The organism is Arsenicicoccus piscis (assembly GCF_022568835.1).
In the GTDB taxonomy this organism is placed as follows: domain Bacteria; phylum Actinomycetota; class Actinomycetes; order Actinomycetales; family Dermatophilaceae; genus Arsenicicoccus; species Arsenicicoccus piscis.
Genome location: NZ_JAKZHV010000003.1, coordinates 86,589 through 102,096 on the forward strand (window position 1 = coordinate 86,589; position 15,508 = coordinate 102,096).

The window sequence follows — 15,508 nt, forward strand, 5'->3', positions numbered from 1 at the left end:
AGATATCACGACACTGCAGCACCACACAGAAGGCCTCGGTCAGAGTTCTCTGACCGAGGCCTTTGTGGTGCAGGGCCCGAGACTCGGGACCGTCGCCATGGTGCGCAAGGGGGGACTTGAACCCCCACGTCCTTGCGGACACTGGCACCTGAAGCCAGCGCGTCTGCCGTTCCGCCACTTGCGCGTGGACTGCCTAGTGTGCCGCATCCGGCCACGAGACACCAAACCGAGACCTGAGCTGCCAGGCGGCCTCCACCAGGGGCCCAGGGTGCGCCGCTACCATCGGACTCGACCGAAGCCAGGAGGGAGGCCCCGTGGGACTGTTCGACCGTCTCGAGCGCAAGATCGAGACCGCCGTCAACGGCGCCTTCGCCAAGGCGTTCAAGTCCAGCGTGCAGCCGGTCGAGATCGCGAGCGCGATCCGGCGGGCCATGGACGACAAGGCCGCGGTGGCGAGCGCGGGGCGCACGCTCGTGCCCAACCTCTACACGGTCGAGCTCAGCACCACCGACTACGACTCCCTCACGCAGTACTCCGACGACCTCACCGACGAGATCATCGCGAGCGCGGAGGAGCACGCCGACTCTCAGCGCTACTCGCCGGCGGGTCCGCTGCGGGTCATCTTCTCCGAGAACACCGAGCTCGAGACGGGCGTCTTCGCCCTCCGTCCGGCCAGCGCCAAGGACCCCTACGCCGTCGGCCCCCGCGCTCGCGTAGACCGTGCTGCACGCCCGCGCGGCTCCGTCGAGTTCGCGCCCGCGGCCCACGCACCGCACGAGCTGCCCGTGCCGGGCAGCCGGCCACATCGCGGCGGAGGCCGCCAGCAGGACCAGGTCGAGGGCTACCGCGCACGCCGTGGCCTGGCGCCGGGCGAGGTCGAGCCGGGCCAGTACGACGAGCCTGACCACGACGACCGGCACGACGAGCTCGACGACCCGCGCCGCAGCGACGCGCGACCCCTGCCGGTCGCGGAGCGGGACGAGCCCCGCCACAACGGCAACGCCAACCAGCCAGCCGACGACCCGGACGCAGCCACGGCGGCCTACGTCCCGCCGCACGTCGACGAGCCCGTCGTCCGCACCAGCCCGATCCGCCGGCCCTGGCTGGACATCGACGGCGACCGGTATCCCTTGCTCGGGGCGATCACGACCATCGGCCGCGACGCGACGGCCGACATCGTGCTCGACGACCCGGGCATCAGCCGCACCCACGCCGAGATCCGGGTGACCAACGACGGCCCGCGCTACGTCGCGACGATCCGCGACCTCGGGTCGACCAACGGCACCTTCGTCAACGGCGACCGCGCCACCAGCAACCGCATCGACGACGGCGACCGCGTCACGATCGGTCGCACCTCCTTCCTCTTCCGGATCGGCAAGCGCTAGCGAGCAGCGCTGAAAGGGGATCTGCATGAGCGAGCTCACCCTCACGGTCCTTCGGCTCGGGCTGCTGGCCCTGCTGTGGTTCTTCGTCATCAGCGTCGTCGGCGTGCTCCGCGGCGACCTCTACGGCACCCGGCTGACCTCGCGCGCCTCCCGCAAGGAGCGCGGCCGCGGTCGCGCCTGGCGGTCGGCTGCCCCGGCCCCGGCCCCGGCAGCGGCCGGCAACGGCAACGGCGCGGGCGGCGTCGGCGGATCAGGAGCCGGCGCAGCAGCAGCGGGCGGTGCGGCGGCCGCGGGCGCCGCCGGGGGGTCTACCGGAAACACGCCGCCGCAGGGCATGCGACGCCTCGGCCGGGGCAACCGCAACGCCCCCACCAAGCTCGTGGTCACCGAGGGGTCGCTGCGCGGCACCAGCCTCAACCTGCGCCCCGGCACCCAGGTGCTGATCGGCCGCAACCCCGAGTGCACGCTGATCCTCGAGGACGACTTCGCGAGCGGCCGGCACGCGCGCATCGTCTACGACGACGGCCAGTGGACCATCGAGGACCTCGGCTCGACCAACGGCACCTACCTCGACGACTTCCGGCTCACCGCCCCCGCGCCGCTCGAGCCCGATTCCCGCCTGCGCATCGGTCGCACCGTCCTCGAGCCTCGAAAGTAGCCGATGCCCCTCGCGTTCCGCTTCGCCGCCCGGTCTCACGTAGGCCTGGTGCGCACCTCCAACCAGGACTCCGGCTACGCCGGTCCGCACCTGCTCGTGGTCGCCGACGGGATGGGCGGGCACGCGGGCGGTGACATCGCGAGCAGCCTCGCGATCGGCGCGATGGTGCACCTCGACGACGACACCGTCGGGTCGCGCGCGCTCGAGGGCCTCGAGGACGCCATCGCCGACGCCAACCTGCGGATCCGCCAGGCCGCCGAGGCCGACCCGGCGCTCGAAGGCATGGGCACGACGGTCACCGCGCTGCTGCGCACCGACCGGCGCCTCGCGCTCGCGCACATCGGCGACTCCCGCGCCTACCTGCTGCGCGGCGGCACCATGCAGCACCTCACGACCGACCACACCTTCGTGCAGAGCCTGGTCGACGAAGGCCGGATCACCCCCGACGAGGCCGAGTCGCACCCGCAGCGGCACATGGTCACCCGCGTCCTCACCGGCCAGCCCAGCGACGAGCCCGACCTCGCCTGGCGCGAGATCCAGCACGGCGACCGCTACCTGCTGTGCTCCGACGGCATCAGCGGCTTCGTCGCCCAGGACACCATCGCCGAGGTCCTCGCCGACGTCGACAGCCCCGGCCTCGCCGCCGACCGGCTCATCGACCTCGCCCTGCGCAGCGGCGGCCCCGACAACGCCACCGCGATCGTCGCCCACGCCGTGCGCCTCGGCGACGGGCCCGACCCCAACGTCGCCCCCCAGGTCGTCGGCGCCGCCGCAGTCCGTAGACCTCGTGGCGCGGTCCCCGAGCCCCGCACCCCCGCCGAGAAGGCGGCTGCCCTCACCCGCAGCGCCACCGGCCAGGGAGCCGGCGACGACGACCTGCAGCTGGCCGAGGAGGGCCCGCCGTCCCTGCTCGGCAAGGTCGGTCGCTGGGTCGGCGCGCTCGCCGTGCTGGCCGTGCTGCTCGCCGGACTGGGCTACGCGGGGTGGCAGTGGACCCAGCGCCAGTTCTACGTGGGCGTCGACGGGGCCAACGTCGCGATCTACCGCGGGATCCACCAGACCCTCGGGCCGGTCGTGCTCAACTCCGTCCTCGAGCCCACCGACGTGCCGATCGCCGACCTGCCCGACTTCTACCGCAGCAAGGTCGACTCCACCGTCACCACCCGCTCGCTCGGCGACGCTCGCTCGGTCGTCGCCGACCTGCGCACCCAGGCCGACGCGTGCAAGGCCGCCAAGGCCGCCGGGCGCACCTGCGGCACGCCCGCCACCGCGCCGACCCCGACGCCCACGGCCCCGACCACCAACCCCACGCTGACGCCGACCACGCCCGGCGCCACGCCGCCCGCAGCAACCACCAACCCCACGGGAGGCACAGCGTGACGACCGTGTCGAGCTACCGTCCGAACACCGGGCGCACCGTCGAGCTGCTGCTGCTCGTCCTCGTGACCGGCATCATCATGCTGGCCTACGCCAACGTCGGGCTCGCCCAGACGGGGGCGCTGCCGACCGACATGGTGACCTACGCGGCGGGGCTGCTCGGGATCGGTCTGGCGTTCCACATCGCGCTGCGCTGGCGGGCGAAGTACGCCGACCCGCTGCTGCTGCCCATCGCGCTGCTGCTCAACGGCCTCGGCCTGGTGATGATCCACCGGATCGACTTCGAGAACACCTACGAAGGCGTCCAGGCCCCCCGCCAGCTGGTGTGGTCGGCCCTGTCGGTCGTCTTCGCGATCGTCGTGCTGGTCGTGCTGCGCGACCACCGCCGGCTGCGGCGCTACACCTACACCTTCATGGTCGGCGGTGTGGTGCTCCTGCTGCTGCCCCTGCTGCCGTTCATCGGCGACCCGCACTACGGCTCGCGGATCTGGATCAAGCTCGGGCCGTTCAGCTTCCAGCCCGGTGAGATCGCCAAGATCCTGCTCGCCGTGTTCTTCGCCGGCTACCTCGTGCAGAAGCGCGACGTGCTCTCCCTCGTCGGCCGGCGCTTCCTCGGCTTCCCGCTGCCGCGGATGCGCGACCTCGGGCCGATCCTCGTGGCCTGGGCGTTCAGCCTCGCCGTCCTCGTCTTCGAGAAGGACCTCGGCTCCTCGCTGCTGTTCTTCGGCCTGTTCGTCGCGATGCTCTACGTCGCCACCGAGCGGGTCTCCTGGATCGCCATCGGCCTGCTGATGTTCGTCGGCGGCGCGTACGTCGCCTGGCTGCTCTTCCCCCACCTGCAGCAGCGCGTGCAGCTGTGGCTCGACCCGTTCGCCACGGGCATCAACCAGGTCAGCATGGGGCTGATGGGCATGGCGTCCGGCGGCCTGTTCGGCACCGGGCTGGGCTCTGGCCACCCCGAGATCACGCCGTTCGCGAAGTCCGACTACATCGTCGCCAGCCTCGCCGAGGAGCTCGGCCTGTTCGGCCTGTTCGCAATCCTGCTGATGTTCGTGCTGATCGTAGAGCGGGGGCTGCGGACCGCGATCGGCGTCCGGGACGGCTTCGGCAAGCTGCTCGCCGCGGGCCTCGCGTTCTCGGTGGCGCTGCAGGTCTTCGTCGTCGCCGGCGGCATCACCCGAGTCATCCCGCTCACCGGTCTGACCACGCCGTTCATGTCCGCCGGTGGGTCCAGCCTGATCGCCAACTGGACCGTCATCGCGCTGCTGCTGCGCATCTCCGACCAGGCCCGCCGCCCGCTCGCCGAGGTCGACGAGGAGGAGCAGGCCGCCGCCGGCGCGGCCGCCACCCAGGTGGTGAAGCTGCGATGAACAGCCCCATCCGTCGCCTCGGCCTGGTCGCCGCGCTGCTGTTCTTCAGCGTGTTCGCGTCGTCGACCTACATCATGTTCTTCCAGGCCAAGGAGCTCTACAACCACCAGGGCAACCGGCGCACGCTGCTCGCGTCCTACGACCGCGAGCGCGGCCAGATCCTCGTCGGTGGGGACGCGGTAGCCCGGTCCACGGCCACCAAGGACGACCTCAAGTGGGAGCGCACGTATCCCCAGGGCGAGCTCTACGCACCGCTGACGGGGTACTTCTCGTTCATCTACGGCGCCGGTGGGGGTCTGGAGTCCGCCGACGACGACCTGCTGTCGGGCACCTCGGACAAATTGTTCTACCGCAGGATCAGCGAGCTGATCAGCGGCCGGCAGCCCGCGGGCGCGAGCCTGGACCTGACCATCAACCCGGACGCGCAGAAGGCCGCCTACGACGCCCTCGGCGACCAGAAGGGCGCGGTCGTCGCGCTCGACCCGCGCACCGGCGCGATCCTCGCGATGGTGAGCAAGCCGAGCTACGACCCCAACACGCTGACCAGCCACAACCTCAACTCGGTCACCGCCGCCTGGAAGCAGCTCAACGCCGACGCCAACAAGCCGATGGTCAACCGCGCGATCGCGGGGAACCTGTATCCCCCCGGCTCCGTCTTCAAGATCGTGACCTCCGCCGCCGCCCTGGAGTCGGGCAAGTACACCGCCGACGGGCTCGTGGACGCACCCCGTGAGCTGCCGCTCCCGCTGTCGAGCAAGGCGCTCACCAACTGGCAGAACGGCGCCTGCGTCTCCGGCAAGACCCGGATCACGCTCACCCAGGCGCTCGAGACGTCGTGCAACTCGGCGTTCGGCGGCATCGGCATCGCGCTTGGCGGAGACGCGCTGAAGAGCCAGGCCGAGAAGTTCGGCTTCGGCGACACGCTGCGGATCCCGATGCGCGCCACCGCGTCCTCGGTGCCCGCCGGCATGGACAAGGCGCAGTCGGCGCAGGCCGCGATCGGTCAGTACGACGTGCGCGTCACCCCGCTGCAGGTGGCGATGACCAGCGCCGCGATCGCCAACAACGGCATCGTGATGCGGCCCTACCTGGTCAGCCGGGTCCTCGACGACTCGCTCGGCGTGCTCGACCAGACCCAGCCCGAGCAGCTGTCGAAGGCCACCTCGTCCGAGACCGCGAGCACCGTCGCGCGGATGATGCAGTCCGTCGTCGAGAACGGCACCGGCTCCAACGCGCGGATTTCCGGGGTCGCCGTCGCCGGCAAGACCGGCACCGCCCAGCAGGGCAACGGCCGGCCGCCGCACGCCTGGTTCACCGCGTTCGCGCCCGTCGGGGCGAGCGCCGACCAGAAGCAGGTCGCCGTCGCGGTCGTCGTCGAGGACGGCGGCTCCGCAGGTCAGGAGGCTGGCGGCAACAAGACCGCGGCGCCCATCGCGCGCAAGGTGATCCAGGCGGTGCTGGGCTGATGGGCCGGCTGATGGGTGGCCGGTACGAGATCGGCGAGGAGATCGGGCGGGGCGGCATGGCCCGCGTCCACCGCGGCTACGACAACCGGCTCGGGCGGCCGGTCGCCATCAAGGTGCTGCACTCGACCCGGGTCGGCGACCGCACCTTCCAGAGCCGATTCCGTAGAGAGGCCACGGCGGCTGCGTCGCTCACGCACCCCAACATCGTGGCCGTCTTCGACAGCGGCGAGGACATCGTCACCGCCGGGCTGGACCACCAGGAGTCCATCCCCTACATCGTCATGGAGCTGATCGAGGGCGACACCCTCAGCCAGCGGCTGCACGACAACGGGCCGTTCGAGATGCACACCGCCGCCAAGATCGCGGCCTGCGTGCTGTCGGCGCTGGAGTACAGCCACGAGCACGGCGTCGTCCACCGCGACATCAAGCCCGGCAACGTGATGATCACCGACGACGGCGACGTGAAGGTCATGGACTTCGGCATCGCCCGCGGCGGCGCCGGCGACTCGACCGCCACGATGACCCAGACCCAGGCCGTCGTCGGCACCGCGCAGTACCTCTCGCCCGAGCAGGCTCGCGGGCTCGAGGTCGACGGCCGGTCCGACATCTACTCCACCGGCTGTCTGCTGTTCGAGCTGGTCACCGGCCGGCCACCGTTCGTCGGCGACTCGCCCTTGGCGATCGCCTATCAGCACGTCGGTGAGGACCCGTCGACCCCCTCGACGTTCAACCCCGACGTGCCTGCTGACCTCGACGCCGTCGTCCTGCACGCGCTGATCAAGGACCGCGAGCGGCGGTATCAGCGGGCCGAGGACATGGCCGACGACCTGACGGCGCTGGTCGACGGCCGGGAGATCTCTGCCGCTGCTCGTGGCACCGCGGCTGCTGCTTTCGCGCCGACCGAGACGTTGCCGGTGCGTGGGGGCGTGACGGCTTCGGGAGCCGCTGCTGGGGCTGCCGGGCTGGTGGGGGCCGGCGTGGGCGGGCCTGGGGCTTCGGGTGGTGTCGCGTCCGGTGGCGCTGCCGATGGTGGCGCTGCAGGGCGTGGCGGTGCGGGTGGCGCATCGGGCGGGCCTTCTGCCGGAGCCACGGCTGGTGGTTCGGGCGCTGCGGGAGCTGTCGCCGCGGGAGGCGACGCGGGCCGCTCCGGTGGGGGTGGGTCTACGGGATCGCGGGGGACGACGACGCTGGAGGACGGGCCGGGGCGCGACGGCCACCACACGTCGAGCCTGCCGCCCGTCGGGGAGCGGGCGCGCGGGAGCCGGTGGTTCCGGGGCTTCGTGGTGCTGGCGATGCTGGTGCTGCTGGGGCTGGTGGGGTGGGGGACCTACAAGCTGACGCTGCCGCCGCCGCAGTCGACCGTGCCGCAGCTCGTCGGGATGAACGAAGCCACCGCGCGGGCCGCACTGGACTCGGCGCACCTGCAGGGTGACTTCCACAGCCAGAACAACGACAAGCCGGCCGGGACGGTGTTCGGGCAGTTCCCGCAGGCAGGGACGCTGCAGGACCGCGACACGTCGGTGACCGTGCAGGTGTCGCTCGGGCCGACGTCGGTGAAGGTGCCGCAGCTGGCGCGCTTCAGCCTGCTGACCGCCCAGGGCAAGCTGCGCAGCGGCTCGCTGGTGCCGGGCGACGTGCTGAACGTCGACACGACCGACGTGCCCAAGGGCAACGTCGTGCGCACCGACCCCGCCGCCGGCACGACGGTCGACGTGAACACGCGGGTCAACCTCTACGTCTCGACCGGCAAGGTGAAGGTGCCCGACCTGACCGGCCAGCAGAGCCGCGACGTCCAGGACCAGCTGACCGCGCTCGGGCTGGTGCCGGAGGTGACGTACGTGTACTCGTCGCAGCCGCGCGGCACGGTGCTCTCGATGGACCCGGTCAATGTCGCCGTCGACCCGGGCAGCAAGGTGACCCTGACGGTGGTGGCGCGGCGGCCCACACCGACCGCCACGTCGACCACTCCGCCGTCCACGACGACGCCGCAGTCGCCCAACACCAGCAGCCCGAGCCCGTCGACGCCGGCGCCCTCGGCTCCGCCGACCACCCCTGCCCCCGCGCCCAGCACGCCCGCCCCCGTTGCGCCGTCCACGCCTGCGCCCGCCACGCCAGCCGGGCCCTGACCTGACCTGGGCTGGGTGCCCTGGCCGGCCCCGACTGTCCACGCCAGGACAGGCCAGCCGTCAGTGCGCGGCGACCCGGGCCAGGCCGTCCTGGTCGCGGACGAGCGGCGACAGGCCTTCGCTGCGCTGGACGGCGCCCTCGAGGCCGCAGACCTCGAGCCAGTTGGCGAGGATGCGGTGGCCACCGACGGTGAGCACCGACTCGGGGTGGAACTGCACGCCGTAGAGCGGCTGGTCGCGGTGCTGCGCCGCCATGATCAGCCCCGACTCGGTCCGGCCGGTCGCCACGAGCTCGCTCGGCACGGTGTCGGGCTCGATGGTCAGCGAGTGGTAGCGGGTCGCCGTGAACGGCGACGGCACCCCGGCCAGCACACCGGTGCCGTCGTGGAAGACCTGCGAGGTCTTGCCGTGCAGCAGCTCGGGCGCTCGCGACACGGTGGCACCGACGACGACGCCGAGCGCCTGGTGGCCGAGGCACACGCCGAGCATCGGGCGACCCTGCTCGCCGCACGCCCGGATCATCTCGACCGAGACGCCGGCCTCCTCTGGCGTGCCGGGGCCGGGGCTGATCAGCACACCGTCGTAGCCCTCGGCGTCCGCCACGGTCACCTCGTCGTTGCGCACCACGTCGCACTCGGCGCCCAGCTGCTCGAGGTAGCCGACGATCGTGAACACGAAGCTGTCGTAGTTGTCCACGACGAGGATGCGCGTCGGGCGCGAGGTGGCTGGGGAGGTCATCGAACGACCCCTTTCGAGGCGAGGCGGAGCCTCAGCCTACTGAGCGCACCGAGCTGGGCGCCTCGACCGTCTGCTCGTTGAACGGCACGACGTCGGCCACCCATGGAAACAGCCACTGCACGCACACGGCCAGCACGAGCACCACCAGCACCAGCATGAGCAGCGCACGCACCCACGTCGGGCCAGGCAGGTGGCGCCACAAGGCGGCATACATCAGCGGCCCGCCTTGGTGGTCGGGGTCGTGGTCGGGGCGGTGGTCGCCTTGCCGGACGCTGTCGGACCGGCCGGCAGCCCGAGCTGACGGGCGAGGTCGGCGGGCAGCCCCTGCGAGCGCGGATACGTGTGCGCCAGGGTGCCGTGGACGATCATCCGGTAGGTCGAGGCGTACTTGGGGTGGCAGGCCGTGAGGGTGATGGAAGCCTTCGTCGGCGCGACGCCGGGCTGCTCGGGAGTCGGCTCGAGGGCTACGAAATGGTCTGGGCTGGTGATGTAGGACGGGCCCAGCCGATACACCGCGTAACCGGCCACCGTCTCGACGACGGCGAGGTCGCCGGCGCGCAGCTCCTCCATCATCCGGAACGGCCCGCCGTAGGTCATCCGGTGGCCCGCGACCGCGAAGTTGCCGATCTCGCCGGGGAGCGCCGTCCCGCGGTAGTGCCCGACCCCCTGGGTGAGCGTGCGCTTGTCCGTGCCCTCGTAGACCGGGGTGGCGTAGCCCGTGCCGAGCCGCGGCAGGCGCAGGACGGCGAACGCCTCACCCGGCTTCGGCGTGGGGATGCGCGCGAGCGGCTGATCGGCGGGCTGGTCGGCGAAGGTGCGCTCGAGCCCGGTCACCGCCTCGCGCTGGGACGCGTTGGCCGCGACGTCGGTCCACCAGAGCTGCCACGCCACGAAGGCGAGCACCAAGGCACCGAGGGTGAGCAGCAGCTCACCGAAGACGCCGACCAGGCGACTGAGTGGGGTCACTTCACCACTGTGGCATGACGGAGCGTGATCGACCCGGCGTACGCGGGGAACGTCGTCTGCGTCGCCTGCGCCACATCGAGGCCGAGCCCGACGGCGGCGACGTACTCACGGAAGACCGCGACCTGCGAGTCCGCGTCGAGGGCCGCCTGCAGCTTGGTCGGGTCGCCCATCGCGGTGATCGTGAACGGCGGCGAGTAGACCCGTCCCTGCAGGTAGAGCGTGTTGCCGACGCAGCGCACCGCGCTGGTGGAGATGACCCGCTGGTCCTGGATCATCATCGCCTCGGCACCCCCGGCCCACAACGCGTTGACGAAGGCCTGCACGTCCTGCTGGTGGATCACCAGGTCGTTGGCCGTGTAGGCGCCGTTGAACGAGCTGACCGGGCGATCGGAGTCGCGCAGCGTGACTTTCACGGCGGGGCCCTGGACCGCCTCGAGGCCGGCCGCCGGAGCCATGGCGTCGATCTTCGTCTGCAAGGCCTGGACCTGCGCACGGGCCGGACCCTGCTGCGGCGTGAGGGTGGCTACCTCGTTCTGCAGGCGCGTGAGCGCTGCCTCCCGCTCGGACAGGGTGCGCTCCTGCTCGCGCACCAGGCCGACGAGGTCGCCGCCGCTCGAGCGGATGTTGCGGCCCTGGGCCACGTTGGCGCTGGTCGCGAAGATCAGCCCCGCAAGCACGAAGGTCAGCGGCACCAGCACGTGCCACAGGGTCGGCCGGCCACCGAAGAGCAGGCGCATCCAGCGCGGACTCTCCTTGGGGGCGTCCTGGTCAACCACGGGGTGTCCGCCTTCTCGAGGGTGCTGGCCTACGCTGGGGTCAACTCGAACGTTTCCCCGACAGCGAGCATAGAGGAGTCTCCAGTGCCCGAGTCCAAGGGCCGGGCCAAGCCCGCCTACACCCCGCCCGCCAAGACCGGCACGACCAAGGTCACGCCGAGCCCCAGCTGGTGGGCGCCCACGATGGTCACCCTGATGGTCATCGGGCTGGTGTGGGTCGTCGTCTACTACCTGTCGCAGGCGGCCTACCCGATCCCGGGCATCACCTGGTGGAACCTCGTCATCGGCTTCGCGGTCATGCTGGCCGGCTTCTTGATGACCACCCGCTGGCGGTAGGCCTCTCTGGGGTCGTGGCTGTGGGTGGTCGCGCGGCCGGCTGACGTCCCCCACCCCCACCGCCGAGACGGCAGTTGCCGACCGACACGGCGGTTGCGCACACCTAGACCGCCGACACGGCACTTCGCCACCGAGACGGCTGGTACAGCGGACATCCCAGTGCCTCACCGCCATCTCGACGCGCCGGGCGAGCCTAACTGCCGTCTCGGCGCTCGTCGTCCACAACAGGGGCGCGGCGATCCACCGCCCGTCCACGCGTTCTCCACATGTCGAGGGCCAGTTGTCCACATTTTCTGTGGATAACTAGGTCGATCTGGGTCTTACACGGATGTAATTCATCCCCAGCTGGGGACATCCCTGTGGATAACTGACGGGGCTGGTGGGGACGGCCTCCAGGGGTGCCGAACGCAGCAGACCCCGCGCGCCGGGGTGGGCGAGCGGGGTCTTGGGGCGGCAGATCCATGTGCCGGATGGGCGACGCGGGTCGAGGCTCAGGCCCCGAGCACCGGCACCGAGGAGACGGATGCGTACTTCACGACGGTGGCGGCCACGAGCAGCGCCGCAATGGCGGCCAGGCCGAGCCATTGCAGGCTTCGACCACGGGCGGCGCCGCGGTCGGCGAGCAGGACGACACCGGCACAGGCGGCACCGGTGATCAGGCCACCGAGATGGGCCTGCCAGGCGACGTTGGGCAGGATGAAGCCGAGCGCGCCGTTGAGGGCGAGAAACACCAGCAGCCCGCGGATGTCGGAGCCCGCCTTGAGGGCCAGCACGATCATCGCACCGAACAACCCGAAAACCGCGCCGGAGGCACCGACGACGGGGGTGTACCAGCTCGACGTGGGTTGCGAGGCCGTCACCACGGGCGACGACAGCAGCAGGTAGCCGACCGAGCCGCCCAGCGCACTGATGAGGTAGACCGTGAGGTAGCGCCAGTGACCGAGGGCACGTTCGAGCGCATCACCGAACTGGTAGAGGCACAGCATGTTGAAGCCGATGTGCACCAACGAGCCGTGCGCGAAGGCGGCGGTGATGAACCGCCACGGCTGCGACTCGCCGATCACCGGGGCGAAGAGCACCTGGCGGTCCAGCCCTGGCACCAGCATCTGCCCGAGGTAGACCACCACACAGGTGGCGATGAGCGCGTAGGTGACGGTGGGGCGCTCTACGACCGCACCGCCGTAGGGCGACTGCGGCCGGCGGACGTTCTTGGCGCTCTCGCGCACGCAGTCGACGCACTGGATGCCTACTGGCGCCTGGCGCTGGCAGGTGGGGCAGGTGGGTCGTCCGCAACGGGCGCAGCGGACGTAGGAGATGACGTCGGGGTGCCGCGGACAGGTGGGGACGACCTGGTCGTCCCCACCTGGCGCGGTGAGATCACTCATGCAAACGGGTCCGGCAACGTCACTTGGTGACGGTGACCGACTCGATCGTGACGGGCTCTACGGGCTTGTCGTTGGCGCCGGTGCGGACCGCGGCGATCTTGTCGACGACCTCGCGCGAGGGCTGGTCGGAGACCTCGCCGAAGATGGTGTGCTTGCCCTGCAGCCAGGTGGTCGGGCCCACCGTGATGAAGAACTGCGAACCGTTGGTGCCGCGACCCATCCGCTTGCCGGCGTTGGCCATGGCGAGCATGTAGGGCTTGGTGAAGTCCTTGTCAGGGCTGATCTCGTCGTCGAACGCGAACCCGGGGCCGCCCATGCCGACGCCCAGCGGGCAGCCGCCCTGGATCATGAAGCCCGGGATGATGCGGTGGAAGCTCAGGCCGTCGTAGAACGGGGTGGGGTTCGTGCGACCGGCATCGTCCTTGTAGTCCTTGGTGCCCTCGGCCAGGCCGACGAAGTTGTCGACGGTCTTGGGAGCGGCGTTGGGGAACAGCTCGAGGTTGATGTCTCCGTAGTTGGTGTGCAGCGTGACGTTCATGGGCGACAGTCTGGCACGGGGCACTGACAGACACCTGCGCGAGCGCCGTGCAGCCTGGGCGTGGGCCGGTCGCAGGCTGAGAATCATCGTGGCATTCGTCCCACCCTGGGGGAAGGCGTGCATGGGCACCGCGTTTAAGGGCAAGATGAGGGGGAAAGCAGCGCATGAGCGTCGTCTGTGCCCCCCACACCTTGGGCCGCACGGACGGACCCGCCCCAGGCTTGGCCCGCAGGTCCTGGCGACGCAAGACGGCGCCCAGATGCTCTCTACGAGGAGGACGCGTGATCCGCACGAAGTACAAGATCGTCAAGAAGAGCCCAGTCGAGCTCGCCACGGAGGACGCGTCGGCCAAGGTCAGCGCATTCGCTGACGACGCCAAGACCAAGGCTGCCGGGTTCGTCGCCTCGGCCCAGGAGGCTGTCGCGTCGGCGCAGGAGCAGGCCGGCCCGCGCCTCGAGGCCGCTCGCGAGGAGGCCTCGCACCGGGTCGAGGCTGCCAAGGACGCCGCGGCGCCCAAGGTCGAGTCCGCCCGCCAGACCATCAGCGACGAGGTCCTGCCCCGCGTGCTGCAGGCCATCTCCGGAGTTGCTGCCGCCGGTGCCGCGGCCAAGGCCACCGCCTCGGCCAACGCCGAGGACCGGACCGCCGAGCTGCAGGGTCAGGCCGCGAAGTTCGCCGACCAGTTCGAGGACGCCTCGAAGGACTACCGCAAGAAGGCCAAGAAGGTCTCCAAGAAGGCGGCCAAGAAGGCCGACGCGCGCAAGCACCAGCTGCTGGTCAAGGCCGGCGTCGAGCAGGAGAAGAAGGGCGGCAAGGGTCTGATCTTCCTCGGGCTCGTGGCCGCCGCTGCGGCTGTCGCGCTCACGGTCTACAAGCGGACGGCGCCGAAGGACGACCCGTGGGCGACCCCGCTGGCCGACCCCTACGTCGGCACCACCGGCACCACGGGTGCGGCCTACGTCGAGACCCCCGTGGAGGCTGCCGAGGGTGGCACCACGCCGGTCGTGATGGAGCCGGTCGACAACACCTACGCCGCGTCGACGCCGACCACGTCGGACAAGGACGGCTACGACGAGGTCGGTGACGGCCAGGGCGCGCTGCTCGAGGACGAGACCGACCCCTCGCGCGACCACCGCACGATCACCCCGGACACCAAGAACGACCCCATCAACTGATGGCTCATCTCTGAGTCCACCGAGGGCGCCCCTGGCCGGTTGGTCAGGGGCGCCCTCGTGTCTCGGGCGTTGGGGATGCGCCCAGGCGGGTGTGCCAGGGTGGGAGCACCGACCTCGACCGAAAGGGCACACATGCTCACCCGGCTCTACTGGATGGCCGTCGCCTACACCACGCTCGGGCTGCTCGCCGGCCTCGGCTACCGCGAGCTCACCAAGGCCCACGACTTCACCGGCAAGACCCAGCTGTCGGTGCTGCACACGCACCTCCTGGCGCTCGGCCTGCTCATGGCGCTGATCCTGCTCGCGCTCGAGCACACGCTGCGGCTGAGCCGGGACAACCGGTTCTGGACCGCCGTGGTGGTCTACAACGTCGGGGTGCTGCTGTCGTCGATCATGATGACGATCATCGGCACCCAGCAGGTCCTGCACGCCGGGTGGCAGACCCCCGCGTCGATCGCCGGCATCGCGGGGCTCGGGCACATCACCCTCACGCTCGGCCTGGTCCTGCTGCTGATGTCGTTGAAGAAGGCGGTCAACCGAGCCGAGGCTGATCGGGCCGAGACCGGGGAGCTCACGGCGCAGGGTACGTGACCTGGCCATCGCGCACCGACGCGCCAGGCGTCAGTGTCGCGGGCACGATCGTCTCCATGATGTGCTCTACCGGATCGCCTTGTGCGAGAAGGTGATCCGCGATGATCCGACGGTGGCACCGCCACCAGACGGCTTCGGAGCACAGGAGGGCCGGGGCCGCGGCGGCGGCTTCGCGGACCCGGGCGAGCCCCGCCGCGAACTCGTCCGACAGCGCATAGTCCGCGTAGTTGTGGAAGCTCTGGTTGCGCCACAACGCGTTGACCTCCGCCGGCACGTCGGGCTGGCGGGGGCGCCGGCCGGTGAGGGCGACCTCGTGGACGTAGTCGATCCCCACCTCCCGCAGCGCCGGCGCCAGCTGCTCCTGGTCGAACCACGGGCACGCGCGCGACCCCGGCAGCCGCCGCACGTCGACCACCAGCCCGACCCCCGCGTCCCCCAGCATCGTGAGGAACTCCTCGAGGGGGCGGTTCGAGTGCCCCACGGTGTAGAACGTCACGCGGCCTCCTCGTGTCATGTCTCCCAGCAGGCGCTCGTGGCGATCCTCCCGGTCTCTGGCGAGACTGGCCACCGGAGCGGCCCTGGGTCAAATGCCGCGCACCGAGCTCCCGCCGGCTTGCTAGG

At 71.0% G+C, this 15,508-nt stretch carries 16 protein-coding genes and 1 tRNA gene; 9 read left to right on the forward strand and 8 right to left on the reverse strand.

Annotated elements, in window-relative coordinates:
* Window positions 1-98: 98 nt before the first annotated feature.
* A tRNA-Leu gene (locus MM440_RS06215) sits at window positions 99-184 on the reverse strand.
* Between the two features lie 130 nt (window positions 185-314).
* On the opposite strand from MM440_RS06215, the gene MM440_RS06220 reads away from it, so the two are divergent.
* Genes MM440_RS06220 through MM440_RS06245 form a run of 6 tightly spaced genes read left to right on the forward strand, consistent with a single transcriptional unit; the run spans window position 315 to window position 8,382 of the window.
* Window positions 315-1,385, forward strand: a complete 1,071-nt coding sequence (locus MM440_RS06220) for an FhaA domain-containing protein (RefSeq protein WP_241443466.1) — start codon at window positions 315-317, stop codon at window positions 1,383-1,385.
* A gap of 25 nt (window positions 1,386-1,410) precedes the next feature.
* Window positions 1,411-2,043 (forward strand): FHA domain-containing protein FhaB/FipA, encoded by a 633-nt coding sequence (locus tag MM440_RS06225; protein WP_241443467.1) that lies wholly within the window; start codon window positions 1,411-1,413, stop codon window positions 2,041-2,043.
* Window positions 2,044-2,046: 3 nt separating this feature from the next.
* A complete protein-coding gene (locus MM440_RS06230) occupies window positions 2,047-3,423 on the forward strand; it encodes a PP2C family protein-serine/threonine phosphatase (protein WP_241443468.1) in 1,377 nt (458 codons plus the stop codon).
* On the forward strand, window positions 3,420-4,790 hold the full coding sequence (locus MM440_RS06235) for an FtsW/RodA/SpoVE family cell cycle protein (RefSeq protein WP_241443469.1): 1,371 nt from the start codon (window positions 3,420-3,422) through the stop codon (window positions 4,788-4,790). Before MM440_RS06230 ends, MM440_RS06235 begins: the two co-directional genes overlap by 4 nt.
* Window positions 4,787-6,256: a peptidoglycan D,D-transpeptidase FtsI family protein gene (locus MM440_RS06240; protein ID WP_241443470.1), complete on the forward strand. Its 1,470-nt coding sequence runs from the start codon at window positions 4,787-4,789 to the stop codon at window positions 6,254-6,256. The genes MM440_RS06235 and MM440_RS06240 overlap by 4 nt, the downstream gene beginning before the upstream one ends.
* Before the next feature lie 11 nt (window positions 6,257-6,267).
* Complete coding sequence (locus tag MM440_RS06245) at window positions 6,268-8,382, forward strand: protein kinase domain-containing protein (RefSeq protein ID WP_241443471.1); 2,115 nt, start codon at window positions 6,268-6,270, stop codon at window positions 8,380-8,382.
* 60 nt (window positions 8,383-8,442) lie between these two features.
* Here the strand turns inward: MM440_RS06245 and MM440_RS06250 are convergent, their stop codons facing one another.
* From MM440_RS06250 to MM440_RS06265, 4 genes are read right to left on the reverse strand one after another with little or no spacing between them, the layout of a single operon-like run.
* On the reverse strand, window positions 8,443-9,120 hold the full coding sequence (locus MM440_RS06250) for an aminodeoxychorismate/anthranilate synthase component II (protein ID WP_241443472.1): 678 nt from the start codon (window positions 9,118-9,120) through the stop codon (window positions 8,443-8,445).
* A 31-nt stretch (window positions 9,121-9,151) separates the two neighbouring features.
* Window positions 9,152-9,334, reverse strand: a complete 183-nt coding sequence (locus MM440_RS06255) for a hypothetical protein (protein WP_241443473.1) — start codon at window positions 9,332-9,334, stop codon at window positions 9,152-9,154.
* Window positions 9,334-10,086: a class E sortase gene (locus MM440_RS06260; RefSeq protein WP_241443474.1), complete on the reverse strand. Its 753-nt coding sequence runs from the start codon at window positions 10,084-10,086 to the stop codon at window positions 9,334-9,336. The genes MM440_RS06255 and MM440_RS06260 overlap by 1 nt, the downstream gene beginning before the upstream one ends.
* Complete coding sequence (locus tag MM440_RS06265; RefSeq protein WP_241443475.1) at window positions 10,083-10,862, reverse strand: DUF881 domain-containing protein; 780 nt, start codon at window positions 10,860-10,862, stop codon at window positions 10,083-10,085. The genes MM440_RS06260 and MM440_RS06265 overlap by 4 nt, the downstream gene beginning before the upstream one ends.
* An 84-nt stretch (window positions 10,863-10,946) precedes the next feature.
* Between MM440_RS06265 and MM440_RS06270 the strand changes: the two genes are divergently transcribed.
* Window positions 10,947-11,198 carry a cell division protein CrgA gene (locus MM440_RS06270; protein ID WP_241443476.1) on the forward strand — a complete coding sequence of 84 codons (252 nt, stop codon included), beginning with the start codon at window positions 10,947-10,949 and terminating at the stop codon, window positions 11,196-11,198.
* Between the two features lie 491 nt (window positions 11,199-11,689).
* Here the strand turns inward: MM440_RS06270 and MM440_RS06275 are convergent, their stop codons facing one another.
* Both MM440_RS06275 and MM440_RS06280 read right to left on the reverse strand, forming a co-directional pair.
* Window positions 11,690-12,583 carry a rhomboid family protein gene (locus MM440_RS06275; RefSeq protein WP_241443477.1) on the reverse strand — a complete coding sequence of 298 codons (894 nt, stop codon included), beginning with the start codon at window positions 12,581-12,583 and terminating at the stop codon, window positions 11,690-11,692.
* Window positions 12,584-12,602: 19 nt separating this feature from the next.
* On the reverse strand, window positions 12,603-13,121 hold the full coding sequence (locus MM440_RS06280; protein WP_241443478.1) for a peptidylprolyl isomerase: 519 nt from the start codon (window positions 13,119-13,121) through the stop codon (window positions 12,603-12,605).
* Between the two features lie 281 nt (window positions 13,122-13,402).
* On the opposite strand from MM440_RS06280, the gene MM440_RS06285 reads away from it, so the two are divergent.
* A complete protein-coding gene (locus MM440_RS06285) occupies window positions 13,403-14,296 on the forward strand; it encodes a hypothetical protein (RefSeq protein WP_241443479.1) in 894 nt (297 codons plus the stop codon).
* A 132-nt stretch (window positions 14,297-14,428) separates the two neighbouring features.
* A complete protein-coding gene (locus MM440_RS06290; protein WP_241443480.1) occupies window positions 14,429-14,887 on the forward strand; it encodes a DUF2871 family protein in 459 nt (152 codons plus the stop codon).
* Here MM440_RS06290 and MM440_RS06295 read toward each other — a convergent pair.
* Window positions 14,868-15,383 (reverse strand): DUF488 domain-containing protein, encoded by a 516-nt coding sequence (locus MM440_RS06295; protein ID WP_241443481.1) that lies wholly within the window; start codon window positions 15,381-15,383, stop codon window positions 14,868-14,870. The two genes, MM440_RS06290 and MM440_RS06295, sit on opposite strands and share 20 nt — an antisense overlap.
* Window positions 15,384-15,508 lie beyond the last annotated feature (125 nt).

Bases quoted from the DNA above. Each gene is read 5' to 3' on its own strand.
- MM440_RS06225 (WP_241443467.1), top strand. From the start codon at position 1,411: ATGAGCGAGCTCACCCTCACGGTCCTTCGGCTCGGGCTGCTGGCCCTG.
- MM440_RS06230 (WP_241443468.1), top strand. From the start codon at position 2,047: ATGCCCCTCGCGTTCCGCTTCGCCGCCCGGTCTCACGTAGGCCTGGTG.
- MM440_RS06240 (WP_241443470.1), top strand. From the start codon at position 4,787: ATGAACAGCCCCATCCGTCGCCTCGGCCTGGTCGCCGCGCTGCTGTTC.
- MM440_RS06245 (WP_241443471.1), top strand. From the start codon at position 6,268: ATGGGTGGCCGGTACGAGATCGGCGAGGAGATCGGGCGGGGCGGCATG.
- MM440_RS06250 (WP_241443472.1), bottom strand. From the start codon at position 9,120: ATGACCTCCCCAGCCACCTCGCGCCCGACGCGCATCCTCGTCGTGGAC.
- MM440_RS06255 (WP_241443473.1), bottom strand. From the start codon at position 9,334: ATGTATGCCGCCTTGTGGCGCCACCTGCCTGGCCCGACGTGGGTGCGT.
- MM440_RS06275 (WP_241443477.1), bottom strand. From the start codon at position 12,583: ATGAGTGATCTCACCGCGCCAGGTGGGGACGACCAGGTCGTCCCCACC.
- MM440_RS06280 (WP_241443478.1), bottom strand. From the start codon at position 13,121: ATGAACGTCACGCTGCACACCAACTACGGAGACATCAACCTCGAGCTG.
- MM440_RS06290 (WP_241443480.1), top strand. From the start codon at position 14,429: ATGCTCACCCGGCTCTACTGGATGGCCGTCGCCTACACCACGCTCGGG.